At 70.5% G+C, this 17,621-nt stretch carries 15 protein-coding genes; 5 read left to right on the top strand and 10 right to left on the bottom strand.

Annotated features, from left to right (window positions below; genetic code table 11):
• Window positions 1-97 precede the first annotated feature (97 nt).
• On the bottom strand, window positions 98-1,531 hold the full coding sequence (locus ACIRB7_RS31035; RefSeq protein ID WP_403605291.1) for a DUF4192 domain-containing protein: 1,434 nt from the start codon (window positions 1,529-1,531) through the stop codon (window positions 98-100).
• Window positions 1,532-1,672: 141 nt separating this feature from the next.
• On the opposite strand from ACIRB7_RS31035, the gene ACIRB7_RS31030 reads away from it, so the two are divergent.
• Both ACIRB7_RS31030 and ACIRB7_RS31025 read left to right on the top strand, forming a co-directional pair.
• Complete coding sequence (locus ACIRB7_RS31030; protein ID WP_403605288.1) at window positions 1,673-3,856, top strand: RecQ family ATP-dependent DNA helicase; 2,184 nt, start codon at window positions 1,673-1,675, stop codon at window positions 3,854-3,856.
• 228 nt (window positions 3,857-4,084) lie between these two features.
• Window positions 4,085-4,714 (top strand): hypothetical protein, encoded by a 630-nt coding sequence (locus tag ACIRB7_RS31025; protein ID WP_403605285.1) that lies wholly within the window; start codon window positions 4,085-4,087, stop codon window positions 4,712-4,714.
• Between the two features lie 73 nt (window positions 4,715-4,787).
• Here the strand turns inward: ACIRB7_RS31025 and ACIRB7_RS31020 are convergent, their stop codons facing one another.
• The 3 genes from ACIRB7_RS31020 to ACIRB7_RS31010 all read right to left on the bottom strand — a co-directional run bounded on the left by ACIRB7_RS31020 (window position 4,788) and on the right by ACIRB7_RS31010 (window position 6,988).
• Window positions 4,788-5,426, bottom strand: a complete 639-nt coding sequence (locus ACIRB7_RS31020) for a hypothetical protein (RefSeq protein ID WP_403605283.1) — start codon at window positions 5,424-5,426, stop codon at window positions 4,788-4,790.
• A 106-nt stretch (window positions 5,427-5,532) separates the two neighbouring features.
• Window positions 5,533-6,243 (bottom strand): ribonuclease HII, encoded by a 711-nt coding sequence (locus tag ACIRB7_RS31015; protein ID WP_403605280.1) that lies wholly within the window; start codon window positions 6,241-6,243, stop codon window positions 5,533-5,535.
• A gap of 127 nt (window positions 6,244-6,370) precedes the next feature.
• Entirely contained in the window at window positions 6,371-6,988 is a 618-nt protein-coding gene (locus tag ACIRB7_RS31010) for a TetR/AcrR family transcriptional regulator (protein WP_403605277.1), read from the bottom strand.
• A 132-nt stretch (window positions 6,989-7,120) separates the two neighbouring features.
• Between ACIRB7_RS31010 and ACIRB7_RS31005 the strand changes: the two genes are divergently transcribed.
• Window positions 7,121-8,674 carry an MFS transporter gene (locus ACIRB7_RS31005; RefSeq protein WP_403605274.1) on the top strand — a complete coding sequence of 518 codons (1,554 nt, stop codon included), beginning with the start codon at window positions 7,121-7,123 and terminating at the stop codon, window positions 8,672-8,674.
• A gap of 119 nt (window positions 8,675-8,793) precedes the next feature.
• Here the strand turns inward: ACIRB7_RS31005 and ACIRB7_RS31000 are convergent, their stop codons facing one another.
• The 4 genes from ACIRB7_RS31000 to ACIRB7_RS30985 form a co-directional block, all read right to left on the bottom strand.
• Window positions 8,794-9,702: an ADP-ribosylglycohydrolase family protein gene (locus ACIRB7_RS31000; RefSeq protein ID WP_403605271.1), complete on the bottom strand. Its 909-nt coding sequence runs from the start codon at window positions 9,700-9,702 to the stop codon at window positions 8,794-8,796.
• Between the two features lie 12 nt (window positions 9,703-9,714).
• Window positions 9,715-10,374 (bottom strand): histidine phosphatase family protein, encoded by a 660-nt coding sequence (locus ACIRB7_RS30995; protein WP_403605268.1) that lies wholly within the window; start codon window positions 10,372-10,374, stop codon window positions 9,715-9,717.
• A gap of 125 nt (window positions 10,375-10,499) precedes the next feature.
• Entirely contained in the window at window positions 10,500-11,105 is a 606-nt protein-coding gene (locus ACIRB7_RS30990) for a YdbC family protein (RefSeq protein ID WP_403605265.1), read from the bottom strand.
• 42 nt (window positions 11,106-11,147) lie between these two features.
• On the bottom strand, window positions 11,148-11,978 hold the full coding sequence (locus ACIRB7_RS30985) for an arylamine N-acetyltransferase (protein ID WP_403605262.1): 831 nt from the start codon (window positions 11,976-11,978) through the stop codon (window positions 11,148-11,150).
• Between the two features lie 142 nt (window positions 11,979-12,120).
• Here ACIRB7_RS30985 and ACIRB7_RS30980 point away from each other — a divergent pair, with 142 nt between their 5' ends.
• Window positions 12,121-12,651, top strand: coding sequence for a TerD family protein (locus ACIRB7_RS30980; RefSeq protein ID WP_403605259.1), 531 nt, complete (start codon window positions 12,121-12,123; stop codon window positions 12,649-12,651).
• Between the two features lie 123 nt (window positions 12,652-12,774).
• Here ACIRB7_RS30980 and ACIRB7_RS30975 read toward each other — a convergent pair whose 3' ends face one another.
• The gene (locus ACIRB7_RS30975; RefSeq protein ID WP_403605256.1) at window positions 12,775-15,672 is read right to left on the bottom strand and encodes a vitamin B12-dependent ribonucleotide reductase; all 2,898 of its coding nucleotides are present in this window, start codon (window positions 15,670-15,672) and stop codon (window positions 12,775-12,777) included.
• A gap of 174 nt (window positions 15,673-15,846) precedes the next feature.
• The gene (gene nrdR / locus ACIRB7_RS30970; protein ID WP_403605253.1) at window positions 15,847-16,356 is read right to left on the bottom strand and encodes a transcriptional regulator NrdR; all 510 of its coding nucleotides are present in this window, start codon (window positions 16,354-16,356) and stop codon (window positions 15,847-15,849) included.
• Window positions 16,357-16,793: 437 nt separating this feature from the next.
• Between nrdR and lexA the strand changes: the two genes are divergently transcribed.
• Complete coding sequence (lexA, locus tag ACIRB7_RS30965) at window positions 16,794-17,582, top strand: transcriptional repressor LexA (RefSeq protein ID WP_384112108.1); 789 nt, start codon at window positions 16,794-16,796, stop codon at window positions 17,580-17,582.
• Window positions 17,583-17,621 lie beyond the last annotated feature (39 nt).

The raw sequence follows: 17,621 nt of genomic DNA, 5'->3' as shown, positions 1-17,621 counted from the left end.
TCTCTGCGAACCGGGCAGCCGGCGGAATGACGTCGGGACGGCTCGGACGACTCCGCCAGAGAGCTGAACGCGCCTGTGGGCGGCCGGGTCACGGTCGTCATCCCCCGCTCCTGGAGCCGCGCTGTCCGCCGCGCCTCGGGGCACCGCTCCCCGGCTTCCCCGTGGCGGGCCCGCTGGGCCTGACTCCGGCCGTCGAGCGGCGTTCCACTCCGCCGGTCTGGCGCCCGGGCTTCCGGAGGGTCTGCCGGGTTCCCTGCGGGCGGGTGGTGCGCATCCGGACCCTGCGTGAGGTGGCGGGAACGGACGGTGTGGAAGCCGCGCGGGCGTCCCGCTCGCTCCTCAGACAGGAGCGGAGCGACTCGGGGTCGAGTCCTTCGTTGCACGCCTGGTGGAGCAGTCGGGCGAACACGTAATCGGGGTCGGCGTCGAGTGCGAGCCCGAGGGCGACTCGAGCGGTCGGCTCGTCGCCGGTGGACCAGGCGACCCAGCCGGCAAGGGTGAGGGGCGCGGCGGCGTGCTCCTGATAGGGACTCACGCAGCGTCGGGAGAGGACGCGCCAGAGCCGCAGGGCCGCTGTGCCCTCCCAGCCCTCCATCCATTCGGCGGCCCGGTCCCGGGTGACCCGGTCCTGGAGGCCGATGATCAGCGCGGCCGCTTCGTCCGTCCCGACGAGGGCGTCATCGGCCGCGTCGCCCTCGGTCGTTTCGGTGCCTGCCCCACCCCTGCTCGTCCGGCCTGTCCGGTCCGTCCGGTCCGTCCGGTCGATCCGGCTCTCCTGGCCGGGGCGCTTCGGGTTGACGAACCGGCGGAGGACGTCGCGGGCGAGCCGCAGCGTCGTCTCACGCACCTCCTTCCGTCCCTTGCCCTCGGCGCCTTCGAGGATCCGGGGGACGATCGCCGCGGCGGTCGCGTCGAGCGCCGTGCGCTGTTCTTCCTCCCCAGGGCCGCCGGACGGCTTGAACCGGCCTTCCATGTCCCGCAGGGAGCCCCGTACCTGGACCCCCGCGTACGCGGCGGTCGCCGCCATCACCGAGGTGCCGCTGAGCGCCAGCGGGGTGCCGTCGGGCGGGCAGCAGCGCGCGTCGGGGCAGCAGTAGGAGAAGTACAGGCCGTCGGAGATGCAGAGGGCTTCGTAGACGGGGATGTCGAGGGCACCGCAGGCGGTCCGCAGGTGTTGGGAGAAGGGGCGCAGCCGCTCCATGACCCCGCGTCCCGTCTCGCCTGCCAGGGGGTCCTGGCAGAGGAAGACGACGATGCCGTCCGGTCGGGTGCCGCCCCTGGCTCCCCCGTCGACGAGACACTCGGCGAGGTGGTCGGCGGTGGACTCCCATTCGCGGGGTGAGCGCGGGATGCCGAGCCTGACCCGGCCGCCGAAGCGGCCGCGCTCGCCGTGAAGGGCGACCAGGACGACGGAGTCGGTGGGGTGGAAGCCCAGCATGAACGGCAGGGCGTCGGCCAGTTCCGCCGGGCCTCGCAGGGTGATCTGCTGGGTACGGGTGAGTCCGCTGGATTCATGGTGATTCACGTTCATGGTCAGGACGGTCTCGTGATCTCCCGAAATCCGAAACCCCTGTGGATAACTCCTGGAACGGGGCATCCGCCACCCTTCGGGTTGTCCACAGATTCGGCGGCTCATTCGCGCGATGTCCGAGGCATCGGGTTGCATGGAGGCATGACCCACGCAGATCCACTGGAAGACCGCGCCGCACTGCGGACCGCCGCCGACGCCGTGCTCGCCCGTCTCGTATCGGACCCGACCGGCAGGGCGAGACTGCGCGAGGACCAGTGGCGGGCCATCGAGGCCCTGGTCGCCGACCGGCGCCGGGCCCTGGTGGTGCAGCGGACCGGCTGGGGGAAGTCGGCGGTGTACTTCGTGGCGACCTCGCTGCTCCGTGAGCGCGGAAGCGGCCCGACCGTGATCGTCTCCCCGCTGCTCGCGCTGATGCGCAACCAGGTGGAGGCGGCGGCTCGGGCGGGCATCCGCGCCCGGACGATCAACTCGTCGAACACGGAGGAGTGGGACACGGTCCAGGAGGAGGTGTCCGCCGGTGAGGTGGACGTGCTCCTCGTGAGCCCCGAGCGGCTCAACAATCCCGACTTCCGTGACCAGGTCCTTCCCCGGCTCGCGGCCGCCACCGGGCTGCTCGTGGTCGACGAGGCGCACTGCATCTCGGACTGGGGGCACGACTTCCGGCCTGACTACCGCAGGTTGCGCACGATGCTGGCCGACCTGCCGTCGGGAGTGCCGGTGCTCGCCACCACGGCTACGGCGAACGCCCGGGTGACGGCGGACGTGGCCGAGCAGCTCGGTACGGGCGCAGGCACGGACGCCCTCGTGCTGCGCGGGCCGCTGGACCGGGAGAGCCTGAGTCTGGGCGTGGTCAGACTGGCCGACGCTGCCCACCGGCTGGCCTGGCTGGCCGATCACCTCGGCGAGCTGCCCGGTTCCGGGATCATCTACACGCTGACGGTCGCCGCGGCCGACGAGGTGACGGCCTATCTGCGCCAGTGCGGGCACACGGTCTCGTCGTACACGGGCCGGACGGAGAACGCCGACCGGCAGCAGGCGGAGGACGATCTGCAGGCCAACCGGGTCAAGGCGTTGGTGGCGACGTCGGCGCTCGGTATGGGCTTCGACAAGCCGGACCTGGGGTTCGTGGTGCATCTGGGGTCGCCTTCCTCCCCGATCGCCTACTACCAGCAGGTCGGCAGGGCCGGGCGAGGGGTGGAGCACGCGGAGGTGCTGCTGCTGCCCGGGCAGGAGGACGAGGCGATCTGGCGTTACTTCGCGTCGGTCGCCTTCCCGCCCGAGGAGCAGGTGCGCCGGACGATCGATGTGCTCGCGCAGGCGGGCCGGCCGTTGTCCCTGCCCGCTCTGGAACCGTTGGTGGAGCTGCGCAGGACACGGCTCGAGACGATGCTCAAGGTCCTCGACGTGGACGGCGCGGTGCGGCGGGTGAAGGGCGGCTGGGAGAGCACGGGCCGGCCGTGGGTGTACGACACGGAGCGGTACGCCTGGGTGGCGCGGCAGCGGGCGACCGAGCAGCAGGCGATGCGCGACTACGCGGCGGCGACGGGATGCCGGATGGAGTTCCTTCGGCGCCAGCTGGACGACGAGGAGGCCGCTCCGTGCGGCCGCTGTGACAACTGCGCGGGAAACCGGTTCGACCCGAAGGTGTCGGACGCGGCTCTGGACGCCGCGAAGGGCGAGTTGGGGCGGCCGGGAGTGGAGGTGGAGCCCCGCAAGATGTGGCCGACGGGGCTCGCGGCGGTCGGGGTCGATCTGAAGGGCCGTATCCCGCCCGGCGAGCAGGCCTTCGGTGGCCGGGCCCTGGGGCGGCTTTCGGACATCGGCTGGGGCAACCGGTTGCGTCCGCTGCTGGCCGACACCGCTTCGGACGGGCCCGTGCCGGATGATGTCGTGCAGGCGGTGGTGCATGTCCTCGCCGACTGGGCGAAGGGGCCCGGTGGTTGGGCCTCCGGGGCGCCCGACGCGCCGACCCGGCCTGCCGGGGTGGTCACCGTCGCCTCCCATCGCCGGCCGCGCCTGGTGGGGTCGCTCGGTGAGCGCATCGCCGAGATCGGCAGAATGCCCCTGCTCGGTGCGGTGGAGTACACGCCCGAAGCGGATGGGCTGCGGCTGCCCCGGACCAACAGCGCCCAGCGGGTGGTGGGCTTGCAGCGGACCCTGACGGTCTCCGCCGAGCTGGGCGAGCGCCTGGCCTCGGCGGGTGGGCCGGTTCTTCTCGTGGACGATCTGTCCGACAGCGGCTGGACGTTGGCGGTCGCGGCGCGGCTCCTGCGGAAGGCCGGAGCGGAAGGGGTGTTTCCGCTGGTGCTCGCCGTCCAGGGGTGAAACAGGAGGGGAAACGGGGAGTGAACAATGGGCAACTGGGCAGGGATATGAGTGGCATACCAACTCATTCCCGTCAGCTGCCTCAATTGCTCGTTGCCGCTCGCGCACGGGCCAGCAAGAATTGGGAAACCGCCTCGCACGGCCCGTCAGCGGCCCGGAAGGACTGTGCCGTGGTGCGCCCTCACCCGACCTTGCCCGCCTCGCGGGCGCGTATCCGAAGGGAGGACCGTGACCCTCGGATTCGCTCCGCCCACAGCCGCCTCGCTCAGATCGTCGTCCGAGTCCGCCAGCCGCCTCGCTCGGATACTCGAACCGGCCGAGTGGTCAGCGGCGGGGATCCCGCTGCTGCGCAACCCCCGCGAGGTCGTCAGCGGCCTGCACTCCCGTCACACGCCCACGCCCTCGATGGCCGTCCTGGCGGTTCTGGACCACGAGGAACGGCTCGCCGCCAGCGCGTCGTTCGTCCGGCGCCCCTCCCCGGCGGACGGCTGGGACTTCCGCAACGCGCTCCTCGCGCATCTGCGGCGGGTCATTCCGCACGACCTGCGCAGGCGCACGCCCGTACGGACCGCGGTCCTGTTGTACTGCCGTGACGGCGACGAGCGCTGGACGGAGGAGGACGGAGCCTGGATGTGGGGGCTCCGGGACGCCTGCACCTTGCACGGGCTCCGCTGCGGCGCGTACATCACGCTGACCCGGGGAGGTTGGCAGGTACTCGGCGAAGGCCGGGGCGGTCGTCGTCCGAGCTCCGACTCCCTCCCCCTGCCCCTCGGCGACGGGCCGGCCGAACTCGGCCGGCTCACGCCGAGAACCGCGAGCGGCGCGACCGAGCCCCTACGCAGGGCGGCCGCGCGCTGACCGCACGGACGACGTCGACCTCCGCCGGCCCGGCCCAGTCCGAGCCGGTCCGGTCCGGCGGAGGGGTGGTCGGTCAGACGCCGGCGCCCGCTCCGAGCAGTGCCGAGACGCGCTGCGGGTCACCGCAGACGACGAGCAGCACGCTCGCGCGGGCCATCGCCGACGGCAGGGCCTTCGCGGCCGTCTCGTCGTCCCCGCCGTTGACGGCGACGATCACCACAGGACGGGACTTCGCCTGCTCCACGGCGGCGGCGTGCGCGAAGAACACGTCGTCACCGGCGTCCTGCTGGGCCCAGTAGGCGGCCTCGCCGAAGGACAGCTCGTGCGCGGTCCACGGATGCGGGTCGCCGGTGGTGAGCACGAGGACCTCGCCGGGTGCCCGCCCACTCTCCAGGAGCAGGTCCAGGGCCTCTTCGGCGGCGTCGAGCGCCCCGTCGACGGGGGCCGGGACCAGCTGGAGCTGCGGCGTGGATCGCTGGTCGGAACGATTCTCCGGGGTGTGCGCCGGAGACGGCCCGGCACCGGGGTGCGGACGCGGCGCCGGAGACGCGGGCCTGGCCGGCCCGGGAACGGGGCGTCCGGGCCGCGGAGAGGCGGCGGAACGCGGGCCGGGTACGGGGCGGGGGGTCGTCGCGGGGCGGCCGGCGGCCGCGGTGGCGCGGGGACCCTGGGCGCTCTCGTGAATCTGAGACTCCTCGGGGATGAGAGGCATGGCTGGATGTCTATCAAACGCCGCTGCACAAGGCATCGGCGGGTGGGCACACATGTGCACCCCGGCCGTTGGGGAGGCCCCTCGACAGGGTCCCGCGACCGGAAGTTCAGAAGTCGAAGCCGAGTTGGCCCCCGCTCTCCAGCGCGGCCGCCTCGGCGGAGAGGCGGACCTTCTTGAGGTGGCGCCACCTGGGCATCGCGTCCAGGTACGACCAGGACAGACGGTGGTGAGGGGTGGGCCCCAGCTCCGCGAGCGCCGCTTTGTGGACCGGCGAAGGGTAGCCCGCGTTGGCCCCGAAGGCATACGCCGCGTACTCCTCGGCTCCGGTCTGCAGCTCTGCCATGACGGCGTCCCGGCGGACCTTGGCGATGACGGAGGCGGCGGCCACGGAGATGCAGGACTGGTCGCCCTTGATCACCGTGCGGACCTGCCAGGGGCTTCCGAGGTAGTCGTGCTTGCCGTCGAGGATCACCGCGTCGGGCCGGACGGGGAGGCCTTCGAGGGCCCGGACCGCGGCGAGCCGAAGCGCCGCGGTCATCCCCAGCTCGTCGATCTCCTGCGCAGTGGCGTCGCCCAGCGCGTACGCCGTGACCCACCGCTCCAGTTCCACGGCGAGCGCGGTCCGGCGCTTCAGGGTGAGCAGTTTGGAGTCGGTGAGGCCTTCGGGCGCCCTGCGCAGGCCGGTGACGGCCGCGCACACCGTGACGGGGCCGGCCCAGGCCCCGCGCCCGACCTCGTCGACTCCGGCGACGATCTTGGCGCCGGTGGTGGCTCGGAGCGATCGCTCAACGGTGTGGGTGGGTGGTTCGTACGGCATGGCGCCTGACAGGTTACGCCGCCTGGTGCCCCGCGCGATACCCGGATTCCCCTCGGGCGCCCAAGGGGAATCCGCCCAGGGCCCCGAGACCGCACGAGCCACTTCCGGAAAGCAGCTCCCACCCGCGTCAGGGACGGAGCAGCGGCACCATGATCCTGTCGACCAGTTCGGCGATCTCAGAGTCCGACCATTCGCTCGCGCACACCTTGGATCGGTACATCATCATGGCAGGAATGACATCGAGCACCAGGTCGTCATTCGCGTCGGCCCGCACCTCGCCCCGTGCGATTCCCCGCATCAGGACGGTTCGGAAGAGTCGAGTCGAGGGTTCGACCACCCCTGTGACGATCACGCCATGGAATCTTTCGGCGGCCTCGGCGTCGCATTCGTGAAGCACGGCACGCAGAGCGAAGCCGGGCTTGGAGTACATGACGTCGCGCACTCGGCGGCACAGCTCGTACAGATCGTCACGCACGCCCCCGAGGTCCGGCGCCTCGTCGAGCGTCGGCAGTCCGGCCCGGAGTGCGTCCACGACGAGATCTTCCTTCGACGGCCAGCGCCGGTACACCGCGGCTTTGCCCGTCTGCGCGCCGACCGCGACACCCTCCATCGTCAGACCGTTCCAGCCGACACTTCCCAGCTGGTCGAGCGTGGCCTCCAGAATGGCCCGTTCGAGCACGGGGCCGCGGCGTCGCAGCGACGCCCCTCCCGGCCGGGCGGCGGCCGCGGAGCGCGAAGTAACCATCAGGATCTCTCCGTTGAGGCGATGTCTGTCGGCGGCAGCGCTCAGTGAACGGTTGCGTTCACTGAGGGGGACTCACTACCGTGGTGGACAGTGAACGGGTGCGTTCACTAATTCTTCCGTGGGGGATCCATAGTGACAACTTCTCCGGTGGACACACAGACCAAGGACGGACCTGCGCGCGCCGGAGGCCGGCCGGGTATCGCCCTGACCGTCATCGCCGCCTGTCAGCTGATGGTCGTCCTCGACGCCACCATCGTGAACATCGCGCTTCCGCACATCCAGGACGCGCTCTCCTTCTCGACCACCGACCTGTCGTGGGTGCTCAGCGCCTACACCCTGACCTTCGGCGGTCTGCTGCTCCTCGGCGGACGCGCGGGAGACATCCTGGGGCGCCGCCGGGTGTTCCTGGCCGGCATCCTGCTCTTCACCTTCGCCTCGCTGCTCGGAGGCTTCGCCCAGGAGCCCTGGCATCTCCTCGCCGCCCGGGCCCTGCAGGGAGTGGGCGGCGCCATCGCCTCACCCACCTCGCTCGCGCTGATCACCACGACGTTCCCCGAAGGGCCGGAACGCAACCGGGCGTTCGGCGTGTTCGCCGCGGTCTCCGCCGGTGGCGGCGCCATCGGTCTGCTCGCCGGTGGCATGCTCACGGAGTGGCTGGACTGGCGCTGGGTCCTCTTCGTCAACGTCCCCATCGGCCTGCTGATCGCCTTCCTGACCCCCCGCTACATCGCGGAGTCCGAGCGCCACCCCGGTCGGTTCGACATCGCGGGCGCCACGACGTCCACACTCGGCATGGCCGCTCTGGTCTACGGGTTCATCCGGGCGTCCGAGAAGGGCTGGAAGGACGCGCTGACCATCGGTTCCTTCGTCTCGGCGGTCATCCTCCTCGTGGCGTTCGCCCTCGTGGAGTCACGCGCCAAGGAGCCGATCACCCCGCTCCGGATGTTCGCGGACCGCAACCGCTCGGGCACCTACATCATCATGCTCAGCCTGTCGGCCGCCATGTTCGGCATGTTCTTCTTCATCGTGCTGTGGGTCCAGGGCGTGCTGGGGTACAGCCCGATCCAGTCCGGGCTCGCCTTCCTGCCGGTGACCGTCGCGATCGTCACCGGCGCGGGGCTCGCTCAGCGGCTGCTGCCGGTCCTCGGGCCCAAGCCGTTCATGGTGGCCGGTTCGGCGATCACGGGTGCCGGCCTCTTCTGGCTGACGTTCATCAGCTCGGACAGCAGCTACGCGAGCGGCGTCCTCGGCCCCATGGTCCTGTTCGGCTTCGGCATGGGCCTCAACTTCGTGACGCTCACGCTCACGGCCGTCTCCGGCGTGGCCCAGCACGAGGCGGGCGCCGCGTCGGGCCTGCTCAACGCCACCCAGCAGGTGGGCGGTTCGCTCGGCCTGTCCATTCTGGTCACGGTCTTCGGCACGGCCAGCCGGGAGGAGAGCGAGAAGCAGATGCCGGGCTTCCTGAAGGCCGCGACTCCCGAGCAGCAGGCCGAGGCCCTGAAGAATCAGGAGCTGCCGGCGCCCTGGGGCCACGAAGTGCTGACCTCCGGCATCTCCACGGCCTTCATGGCGGCCGTCGCGATGGTGCTGATCGCGCTGGTCACAGCCGTCCTGATGGTCAGGGTCCGCAAAAGCGATCTGGAAGCGCTCAGCGGCCGCGCGGAGGCCGCCGGACCGGTCGCCTGAGCACACCGACGCCCCCGGACCGGTCGCCTGAGCGCGCACCGATGCCCTGCGGGCCGGTCGCCTGAGCACACCGACGCCCCCCGGGCCCCTGGCTGGGGCTCAGGGGGCATCGCGCCGTTTCAGGCGGCCGTGACCGGAACCCACTCGGGAAGCGCCTCGGTCTGCCGCAGCCATTCCGCCGGCGGCGCACCGGTCGCCGCGGCGGCCACCACACCTCCGGCGATGGCGCAGGTCGTGTCGACGTCGCCCCCGACCTGCGCGGTCGTCCAGAACACCCGCTCGAAATCGCCCAGGCCACGTGCGGCCGACCACAGGGCGAACGGAACCGTGTCGTGCGCGCTCGTCCGCCGGCCGCTGCCGAGCACCGCGGCGACCGTGCCCGCGTCGCCGTAGTCGAGCATGTCGCGGGCCCGGCGCAGGCCGGCGCCGACCGCGCTGCGCGGTACGAGGGCGATGACCCCGTCGAGCAGCGCCTCGGGCGTGGGCGGCCCTGCGGGGTCGGCGGCCAGCGCGGCAGCGGCGGCGACGGCCATCGCGCCCACCACGGCCTCGCGGTGCTGGTGGGTCGTGTACGCGGAGATCTCGGCCTGGTGCGTCGCCTGCTCCGGGTCCTCCGCGTACCAGGCCCCGAGCGGGGCGATCCGCATCGCCGCCCCGTTGCCCCAGGAGCCCTGCCCCTGGAAGAGCGCGGCGGCCAGCTCCCGCCAGTCGCCCCCCTCCCGGATGAGCCGGAGCATCCGGTTGACGGCCGGTCCGTAGCCCCGGTCGAAGTCGTGGTGCTGGGCGAAGGACATGGCCAGGGCGTCCTGGTCGATCCGCTCGTGGCGGGCGAGGACGGCCAGGACGGAGCAGGCCATCTCGGTGTCGTCGGTCCACTGCCAGGGGCCGTCGGGCAGCTCGCGGCGCTTCAGCAGGGGGTAGTGGGCGGGTACGAAGAACTGGGAGCCCAGGGCGTCTCCCACGGACAGCCCGCGCAGGCTGGCCAGGGCGCGGTCGAAGCGCCGGTCGAATGAGGAGTCAGCGGTCATCGGTCTGCCACTCTATCCGGTAGGGCCGTACGGTTCCGGGGTACGCCAGCGTTCGAACGGCCGGTCCAGGCGGTATCTCCCGTCCTCACCGAGCAGGAGAACGCGGGTCTCGCCGTTGCCCGGATTGGAGAGCGACTCGAAGTCCGCGACCGTCCAGTGGAACCAGCGCATGCAGAACAGGCGCATGGTCAGGCCATGGGTCACCAGCAGGACGTTGGGCGGATGGTCGGGTGCCTCGAAGCTGCGGTAGAGGCTTTCCAGGAACGCCCCGACACGGTCGTAGACGTCCGCACCCGATTCCCCCTGCGCGAAGCGGTAGAAAAAGTGTCCGTACGCGTCCCGGTAGGCCTTCTGGAGACGTACGTCGTCCCGCTCCTGCCAGTTGCCCCAGTCCTGCTCCCGGAGGCGTGGCTCCTCCCGCACCCTGACCCTCTCCGAGGGCAGCCGGAAGGCGCGGAGGGTCTCGTGGGTGCGGCGGTACGGCGAGACGTAGACGCTCACCGTCTCGTCCCCGAAGAGCTCCCGCAGCCACTCCCCCGTCCGCTCCGCCTGCCGCAACCCGGCCGCGGTGAGCCGCAGCGCGTGGTCGGGCTCCCGTTCGTACACCGTGTCATCGGCATTGCCCTCGGACTCTCCGTGCCGTACGAGAACGATGCGCCGCGGTCGTGCCATACCCCGACCCTAGATCGCCGGTCGCGGGCGGGCTCAGCCGAGGGGGCGCCCGGAGTCCATCCGGCGTATGTGTCCGGTGAGCGCCCGGCCGGTGCCGTCGCTCGCGCCCAGGGCGGGGAGCCGCCTCAGACCGTCCAGGACGGTTCGAGCTTCACCACGTCCCCGGCCAGCGCCGCCACGTCGGCCGCGGTCCCGGCCCGAAGCCCGAGCCGCTCGATCCGCTCCACCCGGTACTTTCCGTGCTCCGCGGCGGACTTCCACATCGAGAGCACCAGGAACTCACTGCCGGGCGCCTCCCCGAACAGACCCCGCAGCATGCCGGGAGATCCGGCCATCGCCGGGTTCCACACCTTCTCCTGCATCAGTGCGAAGTGCTCGGCGCGGTCCTCATGGACACGACAGTGCGCCACGCGCGCGACGTCGGCGTCGGAGAACCGCGGCTCGAACCCCGTCTTCACGTCGAAACGGTGGTCGAACAGCTTGACCTGGCTGTCCTTGAACGTGCCGGCCTGCGTGGTCGCCAGACGATCGTGCGAGCGCGCCATGAACGAGTCGTAGAACGCCCGGCTCTCCCAGAACGCGAAAACGTGGGCGACGTCCGGCCGACCCCGGCTCCACCCGCCGCCCTGCCCCCGGAAACCCGGCTCACCGAGCAGCCCCGCCCATTTCCGCTGCCCCCGCTCGAACCCTCGACGGTCCACCACGGTGCAGCGAATCCACTTGACCAGCACCGCGCCATCGTACGGGCCCGGCGACCGCCCCGGCAGGCCCCTTCAGACTCTCGCCGGGTGCATTCGCTCCAGACCCGCGCGCTCCTCCTCGTCCAGTTCGATCCCGAATTCGGTCCTCAGGGTGGCTGTCAACTCGTCGGCGCTCACGATCCGTTCCTCGCCGACGCCGTCCGTCCGCACCGCCGAGAGCGTCTCGCGCACCAGCGCCTTGCGCACCTCCGCGCCCGGCCGCTGGGCCACGACCTGGCCGAGGAAACGGGACTGCGGATGGCTGGAGCTGTAGTGGTTCATGACGATGAAGTCACCGGGGTAGAGAGTCTGCGGGGCGAAGGCGTACAGGTCGGTCCAGCCCTGCGGCCGCAGGGAGCGCAGCACATGGATGCCCTCTTCCTCGACCCCGACCGCGAACGTCCAGCCGCTCTGCTCGACCCGCGCCCCGTCGCGCAGGGGCACCGGCTCCAGCGGCCCCTGCCAGCCGAAACCGACGTCGGCCAGCCACTGTTCGCCCTCGATCGTGACGACGAGAAGGGCGTGCGTGATCGGCGGCAGCACCGCACCCCTCGACCGGTTACGGGCTCCGCGCCCGGCCACCACGAAGCCGATCCGTTCGAGAACGGCCGCGAACAGGGAGTTCTGCTCGTAGCAGTAGCCTCCCCGCCGCCTCTCGACAAGCTTGTCCTGAAGGCTCTTCAGGTCCAGGGAAACCGGCTTCCCGAGGGCCACGTCGAGGTTTTCGAACGGTATGGCTCCGACGTGGGCCCGGTGCAGGTACGTCAATGTCCGCAGGTCGGGGACGAGTTCACCGTCCCGCTCAGGCTCGTATCCGATTCGAGCCAGATATGCGTCGAGATCCAGCTCCTCACCGCTCCACACACCGCTCTCCCCCCTCAACCCTCGGTCCACTGTCGTAGCCCCATGACACCATGAGTAATCGGCTTACGACCACGGGCTTTCGAGCGGGTCGACGGTACGACGCGAAGCGTGCGCGGGGGCGTACGCGGAGAGGGGAAGCACCATGAGCGGACTCAACAAGGGAGTGGGAAAGGTCGAGGTGACGCTCAGGTGGGACCCCGCCCCGACCGGCGCGCCGGCCCACGACCTCGATATCGTCGCCGGCGTCTTCGCGGCGGACGATCCGCACGGAGCGCCGGTCCATCTGGTGCACTTCGGCAGCCGTTCCCCCGACGGCACGATCACCCTGCACCGCGACAGCCGTACGGGCCAGGGATTCGGCTATGACGAGGCCATGACCCTGGAGCTGGACAGGCTGGCACCGCGGTACGCGCGCGTGGTCGTGGGCGTCGCCATACAGCAGGGCGGTGGGCGACGGACCTTCGCCGACATAGCGAACACGGGCGTACGGGTCCGCGAGGGCTACACGGACCTGCTGGTCCATGACTTCGCGGACGTGCCGGACGCCCTGTCGGCGACGGTCGTCGAGTTCACCCGCGACGGGGCCGAGGGCTGGACGTACCGCCCGCTCAGCCAGGGCTTCGACGCCGGTCCTCAGGACTTCGCCCAGCTGCTGGGCTCCGCTCGCCCCTGAGGCCGCGGACACGGCGAAGGGGACCGGCCCCAAGGCCGGCCCCCTTCGTGACGCGCTGGTGCGCTGGTCAGCCACCCGCTCGGTCCACGCCGGACATCACGTCCGGCGTGGACCCGTCGGGTGTCAGCTGCAGCCGCTGGTCGAGCCGCAGCCCTCACAGATGTAGCAGGAGCCGGCGCGCTGCATCTTCGTGCCGCAGGAGAAGCAGAGCGGCGCGTCGGCGCTGATGCCGAGCTGCATCTCGACGAGCTCCGCCGAGGTGTGGGGGGCCTGCTTCGGGGCCGGGACCTCGATCTTCGGGGCCGGAGGCGCGACGGCCTTCAGCTCCTGGGTGCGGGGCGCGGACTGGGCCAGGGCCTCGACGTCGACCTCGTCCTCTTCGGACTGCTCGTACGAGCCGGTGTCCAGGTGCCGCTGGCGCTCCTCGGCCGAGTGGATGCCGAGGGCGGAGCGGGTCTCGAAGGGCAGGAAGTCCAGGGCCAGGCGGCGGAAGATGTAGTCGACGATCGACTGCGCCATCCGCACGTCCGGGTCGTCCGTCATGCCGGCCGGCTCGAAGCGCATGTTGGTGAACTTCGAGACGTACGTCTCGAGCGGGACGCCGTACTGCAGACCGACGGAGACGGCGATGGAGAAGGCGTCCATCATGCCGGCGAGCGTCGAACCCTGCTTGGACATCTTGAGGAAGACCTCGCCGAGACCGTCGTCCGGGTAGGAGTTGGCGGTCATGTAGCCCTCGGCGCCACCGACGGTGAAGGAGGTGGTGATCCCCGGGCGGCCCTTGGGCAGACGCTTGCGGACCGGACGGTACTCGACGACCTTCTCGACGGCCTCGCGGATCGTCGCCTCGGACTTCGCGGTGACCTCGGCCTTCTCGCTCTCCTTCTTCTTGGCGGAGAGCGGCTGGCCGACCTTGCAGTTGTCGCGGTAGATCGCGAGCGCCTTGACGCCCATCTTCCAGGCCTCGAAGTAGACCTCCTCGACGTCCTCGACCGTGGCCGTCTCCGGCAGGTTCACGGTCTTGGAGAGGGCGCCCGAGATCCACGGCTGGATGGCGGCCATCATGCGGACGTGGCCCATGGCGGAGATGGAGCGCTCGCCCATGGCGCAGTCGAAGACCTCGTAGTGCTCGGTCTTCAGACCGGGGGCGTCGATCACATTGCCGTGCTCGGCGATGTGGGCGACGATCGCCTCGATCTGCTCCTCCTGGTAGCCCAGGCGACGCAGTGCCTGCGGGACGGTGCCGTTGACGATCTGCATCGAGCCGCCGCCGACGAGCTTCTTGAACTTGACCAGGGCGAGGTCGGGCTCGAGGCCGGTGGTGTCGCAGGACATCGCGAGACCGATGGTGCCGGTGGGGGCGATGACCGAGGCCTGGGCGTTACGGAAGCCGTTCTTGGCGCCGAGGCGGATCACGTCCTGCCAGGCCTCCGTGGCGGCGGCCCAGATCGGCGAGTCGAGGTCGTCCACGCGGACGGCCTTCGTGTTCTCGTCGGCGTGCTGCCGCATGACGCGCTGGTGCGGCTCGGCGTTGCGGGCGTAGCCGTCGTACGCGCCGACGACAGCGGCGAGCTCGGCGGAGCGCTTGTACGAGGTGCCGGTCATCAGGGAGGTGATGGCACCGGCGAGGGCGCGGCCGCCGTCGGAGTCGTACGCGTGGCCGGTCGCCATCAGCAGGGCGCCGAGGTTGGCGTAACCGATGCCGAGCTGGCGGTAGGCGCGGGTGTTCTCACCGATCTTCTGGGTGGGGAAGTCGGCGAAGCAGATGGAGATGTCCATCGCGGTGATGACGAGCTCGACGACCTTGGCGAAGCGCTCGACGTCGAAGGACTGGCTGCCCTTGCCGTCGTCCTTGAGGAACTTCATCAGGTTCAGCGAGGCGAGGTTGCAGGACGTGTTGTCCAGGTGCATGTACTCGCTGCACGGGTTCGAGCCGTTGATCCGGCCCGACTCGGGGCAGGTGTGCCAGTGGTTGATCGTGTCGTCGTACTGGATGCCCGGGTCGGCACAGGCCCACGCGGCCTCGGCCATCTTGCGGAAGAGCGCCTTGGCGTCGACCTCCTCGATGACCTCACCGGTCATGCGGGAGGTGAGCCCGAACTTCTCGCCGGCCTCGACGGCCTTCATGAAGGTGTCGTTCACACGGACGGAGTTGTTGGCGTTCTGGTACTGGACGGACGTGATGTCGTCGCCGCCCAGGTCCATGTCGAAGCCCGCGTCACGGAGGGCGCGGATCTTCTCCTCCTCCTTGACCTTGGTCTCGATGAAGTCCTCGATGTCGGGGTGGTCGACGTCGAGGATGACCATCTTGGCGGCGCGACGGGTCGCGCCACCCGACTTGATCGTTCCCGCGGAGGCGTCGGCACCGCGCATGAAGGAGACCGGGCCGGAGGCGTTGCCGCCGGAGGAGAGCAGCTCCTTGGAGGAGCGGATGCGGGAGAGGTTCAGGCCGGCGCCGGAGCCGCCCTTGAAGATCATGCCCTCTTCCTTGTACCAGTCGAGGATGGACTCCATGGAGTCGTCGACGGACAGGATGAAGCAGGCGGAGACCTGCTGGGGCTGCGGCGTGCCGACGTTGAACCAGACCGGCGAGTTGAAGCTGAAGATCTGGTGCAGGAGGGCGTAGGCCAGCTCGTGCTCGAAGATCTCGGCGTCGGCGGGCGAGGCGAAGTAGTCGTACTCCTCGCCTGCCTTCGTGTACGTCTTCACGATCCGGTCGATGAGCTGCTTGAGACCGGTCTCGCGCTGCGGGGTGCCGACGGCACCCCGGAAGTACTTGCTGGTGACGATGTTGACCGCGTTCACCGACCAGAAGTCGGGGAACTCGACGCCACGCTGCTCGAAGTTGATCGAGCCGTCGCGCCAGTTGGTCATGACGACGTCACGGCGCTCCCAGGCCACCTCGTCGTACGGATGCACGCCGGGGGTGGTGTGGATGCGCTCGATGCGCAGGCCCTTGCTCGTCGCCTTGGTTCCCTTGGAACGAGAACCACGTGCCGGACCGCTCGCCGTCTCTGTCATGCCGCCTCCCATATACGGGCAAAACACACTTTGGCGCCCAGATAGTCCCAGGGCACCGTCTTCTGTACGTCGTTGTTCTGTACTGCCGCCACGAACGTCACGGGGGATCGCTCGGGGCACGTCTGCCGGGCCGCGCGGCGGCCGGCTGCCGGGCGCTGCCGCCCGGACCGCCGGTCAGTCGGCGGCGGTGGCGGGAACGGGGACCCCAGGGGTCGCACCGGCCCCGCGGTTCTCAGCGGGAGGCCGCACGCGGAGTTCCACGATGGCGGCCTCGAAGTCTTCGAGGCTGTCGAAAGCCTTGTAAACGGACGCGAAGCGCAGGTACGCGACGAGGTCGAGCTCCTGCAACGGGCCGAGGATGGCCAGACCCACGTCATGGGTGGTCAGCTCGGCGCTGCCGGTGGCGCGCACCGCCTCCTCGACCCGCTGGCCGAGCTTGGCGAGGGCGTCCTCGGTGACCGGTCGCCCCTGGCACGCTTTGCGGACGCCGGAGATGACCTTGGTACGACTGAAGGGCTCGGTGACTCCGGAGCGCTTCACCACCATGAGCGAGCACGTCTCCACCGTCGTGAAACGACGGGAGCAGTCGGGGCACTGGCGCCGGCGCCGGATCGACGTCCCGTCGTCGGTGGTGCGACTGTCGACGACTCGGCTGTCGGGGTGCCTGCAGAAGGGGCAGTGCATTGGTTCCGACCCTCCCTCACGGCACGACTGGTGAACCTCGCCCGGCCCGGAAAGGCCCTGCGAAGCGACCACCAGCATAGGCGATGCGGGCGCCCCCGGAGGACCGGGGACCACTACCCCTGGGTGGCCGATGCCATCCAACCACTAGATCTTGGGTCGGGGGCGTTTTGAGGCCTCCGCGTGTCGCGGCGCGCCCGCTCCCGGGATTCGACCCCATCGGGTGCGACACTGAAGGGGAGTACCGGCTGCCCGCTGCCCAGCGGCGAAGGCTACCGTAGCGTTCGATTCGGACGGCGGCGCGAGTGCGCTCATACACCCGTATGCGAACAGACATAAGGCAATCTGCGAATTTTCACTCGAACGTGTGTTTGGCGCAACCTTTCGAAAGCCACTACCGTTGTGCCAGCCAGGGAGACCATTCGAGAGGGGCCGACGACGTGACCACCACCGCAGACAGTGCCACCATCACCGCCCAGGACCGCTCCCAGGGCCGACTCGAGCCGGTACACGCCATGAATGAAGTGAGCATGAACGGCGAGGACCCCGGGCGACCTGCCCGCGCCCTCCCCGGGCGACCTCCAGGCATCCGCGCCGACAGCTCCGGTCTCACCGACCGGCAGCGCAGGGTCATCGAAGTCATCCGCGACTCGGTCCAGCGGCGCGGCTACCCGCCGTCGATGCGTGAGATCGGGCAGGCGGTCGGCCTCTCCAGCACCTCTTCGGTGGCGCACCAGCTCATGGCGCTGGAGCGCAAGGGTTTCCTCCGCCGCGACCCGCACCGGCCTCGGGCGTACGAGGTTCGAGGCTCCGATCAGCCGAGCACCCAGCCGACGGACACGACGGGCAAGCCCGCCGCGTCGTACGTGCCTCTCGTCGGCCGGATCGCCGCCGGTGGCCCGATCCTGGCCGAGGAGTCCGTCGAGGACGTCTTCCCCCTCCCCCGGCAGCTGGTCGGTGACGGCGAACTGTTCGTCCTCAAGGTCGTCGGTGACTCGATGATCGAGGCCGCCATCTGTGACGGCGACTGGGTCACCGTGCGCCGCCAGCCCGTCGCGGAGAACGGCGACATCGTCGCCGCCATGCTGGACGGCGAGGCCACGGTCAAGCGCTTCAAGCGCGAGGACGGCCACGTCTGGCTGCTCCCGCACAACGCGGCGTACCAGCCGATCCCCGGCGACGAGGCCACCATCCTCGGCAAGGTCGTGGCGGTACTGCGGCGGGTGTGACACACCACGCCGGCTCTGACCGGGCCCCGGGACCTCCTG

The sequence above is a fragment of the Streptomyces sp. NPDC093795 genome (genome assembly GCF_044764665.1).
GTDB lineage: Bacteria > Actinomycetota > Actinomycetes > Streptomycetales > Streptomycetaceae > Streptomyces.
Note: the sequence above shows the minus strand (reverse complement) of the source record. Positions and strands in the feature narration are given on the sequence as shown.

Bases quoted from the DNA above. Each gene is read 5' to 3' on its own strand.
- nrdR (WP_403605253.1), bottom strand. From the start codon at position 16,356: ATGCACTGCCCCTTCTGCAGGCACCCCGACAGCCGAGTCGTCGACAGT.
- ACIRB7_RS31000 (WP_403605271.1), bottom strand. From the start codon at position 9,702: ATGACCGCTGACTCCTCATTCGACCGGCGCTTCGACCGCGCCCTGGCC.
- ACIRB7_RS30995 (WP_403605268.1), bottom strand. From the start codon at position 10,374: ATGGCACGACCGCGGCGCATCGTTCTCGTACGGCACGGAGAGTCCGAG.
- ACIRB7_RS31020 (WP_403605283.1), bottom strand. From the start codon at position 5,426: ATGCCTCTCATCCCCGAGGAGTCTCAGATTCACGAGAGCGCCCAGGGT.
- ACIRB7_RS31015 (WP_403605280.1), bottom strand. From the start codon at position 6,243: ATGCCGTACGAACCACCCACCCACACCGTTGAGCGATCGCTCCGAGCC.
- ACIRB7_RS30980 (WP_403605259.1), top strand. From the start codon at position 12,121: ATGAGCGGACTCAACAAGGGAGTGGGAAAGGTCGAGGTGACGCTCAGG.
- ACIRB7_RS31010 (WP_403605277.1), bottom strand. From the start codon at position 6,988: ATGGTTACTTCGCGCTCCGCGGCCGCCGCCCGGCCGGGAGGGGCGTCG.
- ACIRB7_RS31035 (WP_403605291.1), bottom strand. From the start codon at position 1,531: ATGAACGTGAATCACCATGAATCCAGCGGACTCACCCGTACCCAGCAG.
- ACIRB7_RS30975 (WP_403605256.1), bottom strand. From the start codon at position 15,672: ATGACAGAGACGGCGAGCGGTCCGGCACGTGGTTCTCGTTCCAAGGGA.
- ACIRB7_RS31030 (WP_403605288.1), top strand. From the start codon at position 1,673: ATGACCCACGCAGATCCACTGGAAGACCGCGCCGCACTGCGGACCGCC.